The sequence below is a fragment of the Streptomyces sp. Y20 genome (assembly GCF_043195475.1).
Classification (GTDB): domain Bacteria; phylum Actinomycetota; class Actinomycetes; order Streptomycetales; family Streptomycetaceae; genus Streptomyces.
This window is the reverse complement of record NZ_JBIDDP010000007.1, coordinates 43,869-55,706: the sequence shown is the minus strand read 5'-3', so window position 1 is coordinate 55,706 and position 11,838 is coordinate 43,869. Positions and strand designations below refer to the sequence as shown.

At 74.8% G+C, this 11,838-nt stretch carries 9 protein-coding genes; 4 read left to right on the top strand and 5 right to left on the bottom strand.

Annotated elements, in window-relative coordinates:
- The first annotated feature begins 60 nt into the window (after window positions 1–60).
- Complete coding sequence (locus ACGFT1_RS19120; protein ID WP_373910143.1) at window positions 61–1,218, top strand: D-alanine--D-alanine ligase family protein; 1,158 nt, start codon at window positions 61–63, stop codon at window positions 1,216–1,218.
- Between the two features lie 12 nt (window positions 1,219–1,230).
- On the opposite strand, the gene ACGFT1_RS19115 is transcribed toward ACGFT1_RS19120, so the two are convergent.
- Both ACGFT1_RS19115 and ACGFT1_RS19110 read right to left on the bottom strand, forming a co-directional pair.
- The gene (locus ACGFT1_RS19115; RefSeq protein WP_373910142.1) at window positions 1,231–1,752 is read right to left on the bottom strand and encodes a DUF3515 domain-containing protein; all 522 of its coding nucleotides are present in this window, start codon (window positions 1,750–1,752) and stop codon (window positions 1,231–1,233) included.
- A 20-nt stretch (window positions 1,753–1,772) separates the two neighbouring features.
- The gene (locus ACGFT1_RS19110) at window positions 1,773–2,006 is read right to left on the bottom strand and encodes an Lrp/AsnC family transcriptional regulator (RefSeq protein ID WP_121786712.1); all 234 of its coding nucleotides are present in this window, start codon (window positions 2,004–2,006) and stop codon (window positions 1,773–1,775) included.
- 271 nt (window positions 2,007–2,277) lie between these two features.
- Here ACGFT1_RS19110 and ACGFT1_RS19105 point away from each other — a divergent pair, with 271 nt between their 5' ends.
- Window positions 2,278–3,243: a thiamine-phosphate kinase gene (locus ACGFT1_RS19105; RefSeq protein WP_373910141.1), complete on the top strand. Its 966-nt coding sequence runs from the start codon at window positions 2,278–2,280 to the stop codon at window positions 3,241–3,243.
- A complete protein-coding gene (gene thiD, locus ACGFT1_RS19100) occupies window positions 3,240–4,040 on the top strand; it encodes a bifunctional hydroxymethylpyrimidine kinase/phosphomethylpyrimidine kinase (protein WP_373910140.1) in 801 nt (266 codons plus the stop codon). The genes ACGFT1_RS19105 and thiD overlap by 4 nt, the downstream gene beginning before the upstream one ends.
- 129 nt (window positions 4,041–4,169) lie before the next feature.
- On the opposite strand, the gene rpmB is transcribed toward thiD, so the two are convergent.
- The gene (gene rpmB / locus ACGFT1_RS19095) at window positions 4,170–4,355 is read right to left on the bottom strand and encodes a 50S ribosomal protein L28 (protein ID WP_004924906.1); all 186 of its coding nucleotides are present in this window, start codon (window positions 4,353–4,355) and stop codon (window positions 4,170–4,172) included.
- A gap of 257 nt (window positions 4,356–4,612) precedes the next feature.
- On the opposite strand from rpmB, the gene ACGFT1_RS19090 reads away from it, so the two are divergent.
- Window positions 4,613–6,364, top strand: coding sequence for a DAK2 domain-containing protein (locus ACGFT1_RS19090; protein WP_373910139.1), 1,752 nt, complete (start codon window positions 4,613–4,615; stop codon window positions 6,362–6,364).
- Between the two features lie 521 nt (window positions 6,365–6,885).
- Here the strand turns inward: ACGFT1_RS19090 and ACGFT1_RS19085 are convergent.
- Together ACGFT1_RS19085 and ACGFT1_RS19080 are read right to left on the bottom strand one after the other, a co-directional pair.
- The gene (locus ACGFT1_RS19085) at window positions 6,886–9,906 is read right to left on the bottom strand and encodes a tetratricopeptide repeat protein (RefSeq protein WP_373910138.1); all 3,021 of its coding nucleotides are present in this window, start codon (window positions 9,904–9,906) and stop codon (window positions 6,886–6,888) included.
- Entirely contained in the window at window positions 9,903–11,741 is a 1,839-nt protein-coding gene (locus ACGFT1_RS19080; RefSeq protein WP_373910438.1) for an HSP90 family protein, read from the bottom strand. The genes ACGFT1_RS19085 and ACGFT1_RS19080 overlap by 4 nt, the downstream gene beginning before the upstream one ends.
- Window positions 11,742–11,838 lie beyond the last annotated feature (97 nt).

Genomic DNA, 11,838 nt, shown 5'->3' with positions numbered 1-11,838 from the left:
AGCGACGGCCCGGAGGCGCGCGCTGACGTTGCCGCCGCCTCCGGGTACTCTCAACCCGATATGAGCACCGAGAACCTTCCCCAGAGCCCTGAGCAGCCGTCGCGCAAGCCGCGCGTGGCGGTCGTGTTCGGCGGGCGCAGTTCCGAACACGGAATCTCCGTGGTCACCGCCGGCGCCGTCCTCAAGGCCATCGACCGGACGAAGTACGACGTCCTGCCGATCGGCATCACCTCGGACGGCCGTTGGGCCCTGACGGCCGACGAGCCGGAGCGGATGGCCATCACCGACCGCCGCACGCCCACCGTGGACGAGCTGGCGGAGTCCCACGAGGGCGGCGTGGTGCTCCCCGTCGACCCGGCGAACCGCGAGGTCGTCTACAGCGAGCCGGGCTCCGTGCCCAAGGCGCTCGGCGAGGTCGACGTGGTCTTCCCGGTGCTCCACGGCCCCTACGGCGAGGACGGCACCCTTCAGGGACTGCTGGAGCTGTCCGGGGTGCCGTACGTGGGAGCGGGGGTGCTCGCCTCGGCCGTCGGCCAGGACAAGGAGTACATGAAGCGGGTGTTCACCTCCTTCGGGCTCGCGGTGGGCCCGTACGTGGTGATCCGGCCCCGTGAGTGGGCGCAGGACGAGTCCGCCGCCCGCAAGAAGATCGTCGACTTCGCCGGCGAGCACGGCTGGCCGCTGTTCGTGAAGCCCGCGCGCGCGGGTTCGTCCATCGGCATCACCAAGGTCGACGACCTGTCCGGCCTGGACGAGGCCATCGCCGAGGCGCAGGCGCACGACCCTAAGATCCTGGTCGAGGCCGCGCTGCGCGGACGCGAGATCGAGTGCGGCGTCCTGGAGTTCGAGGACGGTCCGCGGGCCTCCGTCCCGGCCGAGATCCCGCCGCCGGACGCGCACGCCTACTACGACTTCGAAGCGAAGTACATCGACTCCACGCCCGGCATCGTCCCGGCCCCGCTCACCGGGGAGCAGACCGCCGAGGTGCGCCGGCTGGCGGTCGAGGCGTTCGAGGCGGCCTCCTGCGAGGGCCTGGTGCGCGCGGACTTCTTCCTCACCGAGGACGGCGAGTTCGTGATCAACGAGATCAACACCATGCCCGGCTTCACGCCGATCTCGATGTACCCGAAGATGTGGGAGGCCACGGGCGTGAGCTACCCCGAGCTGATCGACCGGCTGGTGGGGGCCGCGCTGCGCCGCCCGACCGGTCTGCGCTGATCCCGGGCCGGCTCAGCCCCGCATGGAGGCGAGTCCCTTCGGGATCGCCTTCTTCACCGCCGGCGCCAGATCCATGAGGACCTGCGCGCTGTCGTCGGGCCCGGACCACTTCTTCGGCAGTGTCACCTGCACGTAGGCACGGCGCTCGGACGTGGTGAACCGCCAGGTGCCGTCGCTCTCCTTCTCCATCAGCCAGTCGACGCCGTTGACCCCGCCGCCCATCGCGTCGGGGTCGTCGCCCAGCGCCACCTTCGGGTCCACCATCTTCGGCGGCCGGACGATGCCGCAGCGCAGTATGATCGCCGGGCTTCCCCAGCCCGCCGTGTAGACGGACCGGGGCTCGGGATCGGCGCGGGTCTGCCCGTTCACCTTCCGGGGCAGCACCCGGTCCAGGTCTCGGCACGCCGGCGCGGTCTTCGCGTCGGGGGTGGGAACCGCGACCGTGGTGCTGTCGTCCGCCGGGGAACAGGCCGCGGCCGCGAGCAGCAGGGCGGGCGCGAGCAGGGCGAGGGTCCGGTGACGGAAGATGTTCACCGGCCAAGCGTAGACGGGGGCTACAGATGCACGACCGGACAGGTCAGGGTGCGCGTGATGCCGTCCACCTGCTGGATCTTGGCGACCACCATGCGTCCGAGGTCGTCGACCGTCTCGGACCGGGCGCGCACGATGACGTCGTACGGTCCGGTCACGTCCTCGGCCTGGATCACTCCGGGGATCTTGCTGATCGTCTCGGCGACGGTCGACGCCTTGCCGACCTCCGTCTGGATCAGGATGTACGCCTGTACCACGGAACCTCCAGGGCGGCCACGAGGATCATGTGGGGGAAAGGAACGCCACGGTATCGCGTCGCCGCTCCCCGCGGGGAGACCCGCGGGAGCCGGGCTTGCGCGCCAGGGTGCAGGCACGACGGACGTTGACGGTCATCCGGACCGCGGATCGACGGTCACCACGGCCGTTCCCGGCGGCCGTGCCGATCGCGACGGCGGTCACCTCGACCGTATCGGGGACACTGAAGACGCGCGACCGGGCACGGCCAGGGAGAGAAGGGGAGCAAGGGACATGAAGGGCACTGTTGGTGAGCTCGGGGAGTTCGGGCTCATCAGGGAGCTCACCTCCCGTCTCACCACCACCCCGGCGGTCCGGGTCGGCCCCGGCGACGACGCCGCGGTGGTCGCCGCACCGGACCGCCGGGTCGTGGCGAGCACCGACGTCCTGCTGGAGGGGCGGCACTTCCGCCGCGACTGGTCCACGGCCTACGACGTCGGCCGCAAGGCCGCCGCGCAGAACCTGGCGGACATCGCCGCGATGGGCGCCGTACCGACCGCGCTGCTCCTCGGCCTGGTCGTCCCGGCCGAACTGCCGGTCACCTGGCCCAGCGAGCTGATGGACGGCCTGCGCGACGAGTGCCAGGTCGCCGGCGCCGCCGTGGTCGGCGGGGACGTCGTACGCGGCGACACGATCACGGTGGCGATCACCGCGCTCGGTGATCTGCGCAACCATGAGCCGGTCACCCGCGCGGGTGCCCAGCCCGGCGACCTCGTGGCCGTCACGGGCTGGCTGGGCTGGTCCGCGGCCGGCTACGCGGTGCTCTCCCGGGGCTTCCGCTCGCCGCGCGCCTTCGTGGAGGCCCACCGGCGGCCCGAGCCGCCGTACCACGCGGGCCCGGCCGCCGCCGGGCTCGGCGCCACCGCGATGTGCGACGTCAGCGACGGCCTGATCGCCGACCTCGGGCACATCGCCGAGGCCAGCAAGGTCCGGATCGACATCCGTTCCGGCGCCATCGACATCCCGACGCAGATGAACGACATCGGGCAGGCCGTCGGCGTCGACCCGCTCCAGTGGGTGCTGAGCGGGGGAGAGGATCACGCGATCGTGGCGACCTTCCCGGCGGACACCAAGCTCCCGGCCCGCTGGAAGGTGATCGGCGAGGTCCTCAACCCCTCCGCGCTGCCCCAGGTGACCGTCGACGGGGCACCCTGGACCAGCAAGGGCGGCTGGGACCACTTCGGGGACATCGAGTCATGATCCCCCGTGTGCTGACGGTGGCGGGGTCGGACTCCGGCGGGGGCGCGGGCATCCAGGCCGACCTGAAGACGATGCTGGCGCTCGGCGCGCACGGGATGAGCGTGCTCACCGCGGTGACCGCGCAGAACTCCCTGGGCGTGCAGGGCGCCTGGGAGCTGCCCGTGGCGGCGGTACGGGCCCAGTACCGCAGTGTCGTGGACGACATCGGCGTCCAGGCGGTCAAGACGGGCATGCTGTCCTCGGCCGAACTGGTCGAGGCGGTCGCCGAGTTGATCACCGGTACGGACGCGCCGGCCGTGGTGGACCCGGTCGGCGTCTCCAAGCACGGCGACCCGCTGCTGGCCGCTTCCGCACTGGACGCCGTACGGACGAAGCTGCTGCCGGCGGCGACCGTGGCCACCCCGAACCTGGACGAGGTCACGCAGCTCACCGGCGTGCGGGTCGAGTCGGAGGCCGACCTGCGGCGGGCCGCGGCGGCCGTGCTCGAGTACGGGCCGCGGTGGGTACTGATCAAGGGCGGGCACCTGGCGGACACGGACCAGGCGGTGGACCTGCTGACCGACGGCCGTGCCGAACACCTGCTCCGGGCACCGCGCCACGACAACCGGCACACCCACGGCACCGGCTGCACCCTCGCCTCCGCCATCGCGTGCGGCCTGGCGAAGGGGCGGTCCGTGCCGGAGGCGGTCGCGGCGGCCAAGGAGTACGTCACCGGCGCGATCGCCGCCGGGTTCTCCCTCGGCGCCGGGATCGGGCCCGTGGACCACGGGTGGGCCCTCGCGCGGGACACTCCCTGAGACCGGGCGGACGGCGCCGTCCCCGGCGGGCACCGGCGTCACCCGCGGGTACGGCAAAAAGCCGGCCCACCCGGAGGTGGACCGGCTCAGTGCACGAACCAGGCAGTGGCCGCGCGCTCAGCTGTAGCGTCAGCGCGAGACCTTGCCGGCCTTGATGCACGAGGTGCAAGCGTTCACGCGCTTCGGCGTCCCGCCGACCACGGTACGCACGCGCTGGATGTTGGGGTTCCAGCGACGGGGCGTACGGCGGTGCGAATGCGAGATGTTGTTGCCGAAGCCCGGGCCCTTGCCGCAGACGTCGCAGTTGGCAGCCACGGGTCACTCCAAAGACTTCAGATGCACTTACGGTTGATCCCGGCATGCCGGGATCGAGATCGTACGACCTGTGATCTGAGTGGCGCTGCCAGGGGGAATGGCCCGATCGGATCGGGCAACCGGAGCAGCATACAACGACTGCGTCCGTACAGCGAAACTACCATGGCAGCTCAGGCTCCCGCTCCCGGCCTCCCGCCGCAGGCCACCGCCGCGGGGTCTACGCTGCGTCCACGTCCAGCCAGCTCAGGGAGGCGCAGGTGGCGCAGGTGCCGCAGACGTTCTTCGATGCTCTCGCGGTGCGCACCTGGTGCGGTCTGGCGCTGCGCGCGCTCGGGCGGGCCCGCGAGGAGATCGACGCGATCAACGTCTACCCGGTGGCCGACGGCGACACGGGGACCAACCTGTATCTGACGCTGGAGTCGGCGGCGACGGCCGTGGAGGCCGTGTTCGCCGGGTATGCGACCGGCTCCGGGGAGCCCTCGCTGGCCGACGCCGTCCACGCGATGGCCCACGGGGCCCTCATCGGGGCCCGCGGCAACTCCGGGACGATCCTCGCGCAGCTGCTGCGGGGCATGGCACAGGTGCTCGCCGGGAACGGGGCCCCGTCCCGCGGCGACGGCAGGGAACTGCGGCTCGCCCTGCGCCGGGCCGCCGACTCCGCCCGCCAGGCCGTGGCCCACCCCGTGGAGGGCACGGTGCTCACGGTCGCCTCGGCCGCCGCCGACGCCGCGGCGGGGGCCGAGGGCGACTGCGGGAGCGTCGCGCGCGCCGCCTACGAGGGCGCGCGGGCGGCCCTGGCGGCCACTCCGGGCCAGCTGGCCGTGCTGGAGCGGGCCGGTGTGGTCGACGCGGGCGGCCGGGGTCTCGTGGCGGTGCTGGGAGCCCTGGTGGAGGCGTGCACCGGGGAGCCGGTACGAGAAATCCCCAAGCAGCCCGAAGCCGCCCCCCACGCGCGCGTGGCGGTCGTTTCCGGTGCGGGCCCGTGCGCGGAAGAGGCCGAAGCCGGTGCACACGCGTGCGCGGACGGTGTTCCCGGTGCCGGGCTGTGCGCCGACGCGGGCGCAGGGGGCGGCCCGGGGCCGGTGTCCGGGCCCGCGTTCGAGGTGATCTATCTGCTGGAGGCCGGCGACGCGGCCGTGGCCCGGCTGCGCGCCCGGCTCGACGCCCTCGGGGACTCCCTGGTCGTGGTCGGCGGCGACGGGCTGTGGAACGTCCATGTGCACGTGGACGACGCGGGCGCCGCCGTGGAGGCCGGCGTGGAGGCCGGGCGGCCCCACCGGATCCGGATCACCCACTTCGGGGCCGCCGACGTGCACACCGGCCGCGGGCGCCCGCCGCGTGAGCGCGCCCAGCGGGCCGTCGTCGCCGTCGTACCGGGCGAGGGACTGGCCGGGCTGTACGCCGAGGCCGGCGCCACCACCGTCCTCGCGCGCCCCGGGGAGCCACCCGCCAGCGGCGAGCTGGTGCAGGCGGTACGGCGGGCCCACGCGCGCGAGGTGGTGCTGCTGCCCAACGACGCCGAGCTGCGCCACACCGCCGCCGCGGCGGCCGAGCAGGCCCGCACCGAGGGCATCCGGGTGGCCCTGATCCCGACCCGCTCCGCGGTCCAGGGCATCGCCGCGCTCGCGGTGCACGCACCGGAGCGCCGTTTCGACGAGGACGTGGTCCAGATGACCTCCGCCGCGGGCGCCACCCGGTACGCGGAGGTCGTCGTCGCCGAGCACCGGTCGTGGACGACGGCCGGGATCTGCCAGGCCGGCGACGTGCTGGGCCTGATCGACGGTGACGTGGCGGTGATCGGCGACGACGTCACGGCCACCGCCGGGACCGTCCTGGACCGCATGCTCCAGGCCGGCGGCGAACTGGTCACCCTGGTCATCGGCGACGAGGCGTCCGAGACGGTCGCCGCCCACCTGGAGGCCCGGGTGCGGGACTCCTACCTGGCCGTGGACACGGTGGTGTACCGGGGCGGCCGACAGGGCGCACTGCTGCTCATCGGCGTGGAGTGACGCACCCCCGCGACGGGCTCCTCGCCCCCTTCGCCCGGGGCGGCTCGGCCCCGCGGTCCGGGTGGTGTGCCGGTGGGCTGCTCGCCGCCCTTCGCCCGGGGCGGCGCGGTCACACGATGCGTCGGGTGCGTCCGGTGGGATCCTTGCCGCCCTCGTGTCGAGTGACGCACCCCTGCGGTCCGGCCGGTGCGTCCCCCGTCTCCTCGGTCCCTTCATGCGGGGCCTCTCGGCCCCGGGGTGCGGCCGGTGCGCCCGTCGGGTCCTTGCCGCCTCCGCATGGGATCGCCCGGCCCGCTGCCCGGGCGGGTGCGGCCGTCGGTGCCTGCTCCTCCGGCGTGCAGTGACGCACCCCCGCGGCCCGGCCGGTGCCCCCGTCGGCGCTCCGCGGCCCCTTCGCGCGGGGGCGGCTGCCCGGCGGGGCGGGTCCGTGGGATCCCTGCCGCCCCTCGCCTCGCGCGACGCACCCCCCGCTGCCCGGCGGGTGCGCACGTCGGTTTCTTGCTCCTCCTGCGTGGAGTGGCTCAGGCCCGCGGGACGGTTGGCTGGTCCGGCGGCTCCTCGCCGCCCTCGTCCCGGGCCGCCTCCAGCATCTGTGCCGCCTCCGCCCGCCGGGCCCGGACGGTCTCGTCGGCGTCGTCGGCGCCCTCGTACATCGCGAGCACGGCACGCGCGTGCGCCGCCGCCCGCGCCGGACGGTTGAGGTCCGCCTCCAGCCAGCCGGCGCCCAGTTCCGCGCCGGTACGGCTGTGCAGCCCGGCCGCGCCGAGCGCGCCGAACACCGCCGCGGCCCGGGTCATCTGCTCCAGCGCCGCCTCGAAAGCGGCCCGGATCGCCGGATCCTCGGCTTCCTCGGACGCCGAGCGGGCCAGCAGCTCCGCGAACTGCCGGTGGGTCGCGCCGAGTTCGTCGATCAGCTCCTCCCGGTCCGCCGGGCCGGCCGCCGCCAGTGCCGCCTCGCACTCCCGCACCGCCCGCGCCATCAGCGCGCGGGCGTCCTGCGCACCGGACTCGCCGCGCAGCGCCAGCCAGGCGCGGGCGCGCAGCGCGCGGACCAGGAACGGCGCGTTGCCGAGCGCCCGCCACAGGTCACCCGCGCGTACGTAGGCCCGGTCCGCCTCGTCCGCCAGGCCGGCGGCGCCCAGCGACTCCGCGGCGAGGTGGGCGAGCGTGGCGTGGTCCTGCTGCTCGGGCCAGTGCCGGGCGATGTCGGCCGCCTTCAGCCGGTGTTCCGCCGCGGCCCGGTGTTCGCCCAGCTCGCCCAGGCAGTCCCCGAGCCACCACCGGGTCTGGACGACCGCCCCGTCGCCGTGCGTCTCGGCGCTCAGGTCGGCCAGCGCGGACTCCAGCACCTCGGCGGCCTCCGCGTACCGGGCCTCGCGCAGCAGGAAGCCGCCCAGCTGCTGCCGTGCCCAGGCGCCCAGCGTGCCGCTCTCGCCGGCCTCGTCGGCCCAGTGTGCGGCCTCCAGCGCGTGCTCGGCCGCCTCACCGGCCGCGTCCCGGCCGCCGAGCACCTCGGCGAGCTGGAGGTGCAGCCGAGCCCGGCCGACCGGCTCCACGTACGGCCCGCCGTGCTCCAGGGCCGCCCGCAGCGCCCGTTCGGTCTCGTCCAGGTCACCGGCATGGTGGGCCAGCGCGGCGACCTGCGCCTCGTACTCCACCGCGAACCACGGGAGCCCGGCGGCCACGTACGCGCCGGCGGCCCGCCGGAACAGCTCCGCCGCCCGCCCGGCGTCCCCGCGGAGCCCGGCGAGTTCGGCGAGCATCGCCCGTGCTTCCGCGGCCCGCGCGGCCGGCCGCACGTCGTCACCGCCGTGCCCCTCGACGAGCGCCAGAACCTCCCCCGCGGCCGCCTCGGCGTCCGCGACGGCGTCCTCACCGGTGCCCGCACCGACACCTCCGGCGCATCCGTGCACCCGCCGCATCAGGATCCGCGCCCGGCTCATCACCACCGACGCGGTCTGCCGTACGCCGGTGCCCTCGTCGGCGTACAGCGCGAGCACCTCGTCGTACAGACCCGTGACGGTGTCCAGGGCCGCGTCGACCTCGCCCGCCAGCGCGCGGACGTACGCCCCGCGCGCGCGTGCCGCCAGCGCCTCGCCGGGGTCGCCCGCCTCGGCGTACAGCTCCGCCGCCCGCTCGAACAGGGCGATGCCCTCGGCGCCGAGGGCCATCGCCTCGTGGTCGGCGATCTCCGCGCGGTCGCGCGGTTCCAGCGCGGCGCCGTCCCGAGCGGCCCGTGCCACCGCCGCCCACGCCTCGAGCGCGTGCGGCCGCAGGGTGTCCGACAGCCGCCGCGCCTCGGCGAGCAGAGCGGGCAGCCCGGCAGCCGTGGTCTCCTCGGTGGTCCGCTCACCGGTCCGCTCGGCCGCCTCCCCGGTGGTCCCTCCGGGGGGCGGGGGAGAGGCGGTCACCGGTGCCGTCGCGGGCCGTGCCGCCCGTACCCCGAGCGGCAGCCGCTCCACCAGCGGGGGCTGCGCCATACGCGCGCGGATCCGGTCGCCGACGCACGAGGTGCCGTTGCGCCGGTCGAACCGGCCGGCCAGCTCCGTCGCCTCCACGCGCGCGTGCCCGGCGAGTTCCCGGGCGGTCCAGGTCCGCCCGGCCGGCCCCGGCACCTGCCGCTCGCCCAGGCCCAGCCCGGTCAGCCGGTCCATGAGCAGGGTCACCACGGCCAGGAAGTCCAGCCGGCTGCGCGGATGCCCGGTGTCCGTGAAGTACGCCGGCCGCTCGGCCAGCAGCTCCAGAGCGCGGGCCTCGTTGCCGGTCAGCGCGCAGAACTCCACATGGTCGGCGTACGCGCCGCGCATGCTCTCCATGGGCCGCACCAGCCGGAAGCCGCGCAGATGGTGCGCGCGGGCCTCCTCGACGCGGCCGAGGCGCAGCAGCGGGCCCAGCGAGGCGGCGAGCACGGAGTGCGGCTCGTGCGCACAGGAGAACTCGCCGTCCAGCACCGGCCGCCACAGCTCCAGTGCTTGCGCGTCCCGGCCGCACCGCACCTGCCAGGCGCCCTGCGCGCCCAGCTCGCAGGCGTGGCAGTCGGCCATCTCGTCCCGGTCGGCGGCCAGCCACGCGGCGTACGCCCGCTGCGCGCGCGCGAGGTCCCCGACGTGCGCGGCCACACGGAACTCGGCGCTGCGCACGGCCCGTTCGGAGTGCCCGGCGAGCCGGTAGCGGTGCTCCATCTCGCCGAGCCACTTCTCGACCGAGGCGAGCGGGATGTGCGGCTGGTCCAGCATCCCTGCCGACATCCACTTGAAGAACCAGTGCAGCGAGTGCGTCTCGTCCTCGTCGAAGTCCCCGGGCCGTTCGTCCCACATGCGCAGCAGCCGCGCGAACGGGACGAACATCCGGTCCTTCTCGGAGCTGTAGTTGTAGACCCTCAGCAGGTGCCCGAGCGCCTCGATCACGGCGAGCGGGACGTCCAGCCGCTCGGCCTCGGCGAGCAGCTGCTCCGCGCGCGCGTTGCGGGCCGGGCCCTCCGGTTGCCCGGAGTTCTCCGCCAGTTCCCGGCGCAGCGCGTCGAGGTCCGTGACACCGCTCATCGTCCGTCACCCTCTCCACGGGTCGCCCACGCGAGCAGCCCGATGAACGCCCGGTTCAGCAGCGCCGAGTCCGCCGGCCGCAGCGGACGCTGCGCCATCAGCAGCGCCTGCCCGTACAGCGACTCGGTGGCGGTGCCGATCAGTTCCCGGTCCCCGAGCGCGGCGATCCGCCGGACCAGCGGGTTGAGATGGTTGAGCACCAGACGCGCGCGCGGGGCGCTGCCGCGCAGCGAGCCCAGGATGCCCGCCCACAGGTCGTCGGCCCGGTCCTCGGCCGCCGCGCGGGCCTGCTCGTGCCGGGCGTCCCGGTCGTCCAGGTGCAGCGCGGGCACGGACAGCGGATGGAACGACCGGAGCACGACGTCGCAGCCCAGCGGATCCAGCGTGGCCCGCGCGGCGGCCAGGAACCCGGACAGCGCCAGCTCCTCACCCGGGTCGACCGCGTCCAGGTGCGCGGTCACGGTCTCCGCGTCCAGTTCGGCGACCACCGCCCCCGGCAGCACCTGCGGCAGCGCCTGCACCAGCTCGGCGTCGTACGTGTAGCCGCCGTTGACGACCCCGACGCCCTGCGCCGAGGCGATCGGCGCGACCTGCCGGAACTCCTCCACCGTCCGCGTGAAGTGCACCACCGGGTGCCGGCGCGCGAACTCCGCCAGGGACAGCTGCCCGTCGGTCGTCTCGAACGGCAGCCACGGCAGCATCGTGCGCAGCATGTCCCGGTCGTGCCGGGCCAGCGACTTCACGCCCAGGTGGTGCACGGCCAGGAACGCCGCCAGCCGCTCCGGGTCACCGGCGGCGAGCCCGGTCAGCCAGGACCGGATCCGTTCACCGAGCGCCTCCCGTACGGCGGCGAGGGTCTCGTCCTCGTACAGCGACTCGCGCGAGGCGGTGGGCCGCAGACTGTCGGTGTCCAGCACACAGCGCACGAAGAACGCCCAGTCCGGCAGCAGCTGTTCGGCCCGCTCGGTGAGCAGCATGCCCTTCAGGTGCACGCGGTGCGTCGCCCGCTGGGCCGGGCTGACCGCCGACGGCAGCACGTACGCCACCCCGCGGATCCCGGCCAGCGGCACGTCCAGGTCGATCGAGTCCAGCGGGGTGAAACCGAACAGCTCGCGGCAGTGCCGGGCCAGCGCCGCCCGCCGGCCGGCGGGACTCGGATACGCGCGGTCCCAGGGCGCGGGCAGCTCCGTGACCGGCTCGTCGCCGACCCGGACGTCGTACGGCAGCAGCGCGCCGAAGTCCCGGGCCAGGGCGAGGACCCGCTCGGGCGCCAGCCACTCGGCCGCCCCGGCCCGCGCCGTCAGGTACACCGTCGTGCCCGGCTCGCTCCGCTCGGTCCCGGGCAGGGTGCGCACGGTGTACGAGCCGTCGTCGCTCGCCGTCCACTCCACCGGCGGCGCCTGCGGCGTGCGGGCGCTGCGGCTGACCACCCGGATCCGTTCGGCGACCACGAAGCAGGCCAGCAGGCCGATGCCGAACTGGCCGAGGAACTCCGAGCGCGTCTCCTGGAGGCCCTCGGCCCGCTTGGAGCTGCGGCCGATGGTCGCCAGCAGGCTGTGCACGTCCGACTCGGTGAGCCCGACGCCGCTGTCCTCGACCCGCAGTGTGCCGTCCGCCGCGTACAGCCGGACCCGCGCCGGGGCGTCCGGTTCCGCGACCCGCCGGGCGGTGATGGCGTCCACGGCGTTCTGGAGCAGCTCGCGCAGATAGACCTTCGGACCGGAGTACAGGTGATGGGAGAGCAGGTCCACCAGGCCGCGCAGGTCGACCTGGAAGGTGTGAGGTGGGTGGGGCGACTGGGATGCCGGGGAGGGCTGCGAGGTCTGGGAGTCCATCGTCACTGCGCCGGAGGGGGAGGGTGTGCGGCGCGGGGTCGGGCGGTCCCGGAGGGGTCGGTGACCGCGAAGGATGGCCGGAGCGGGCCATCCTAGA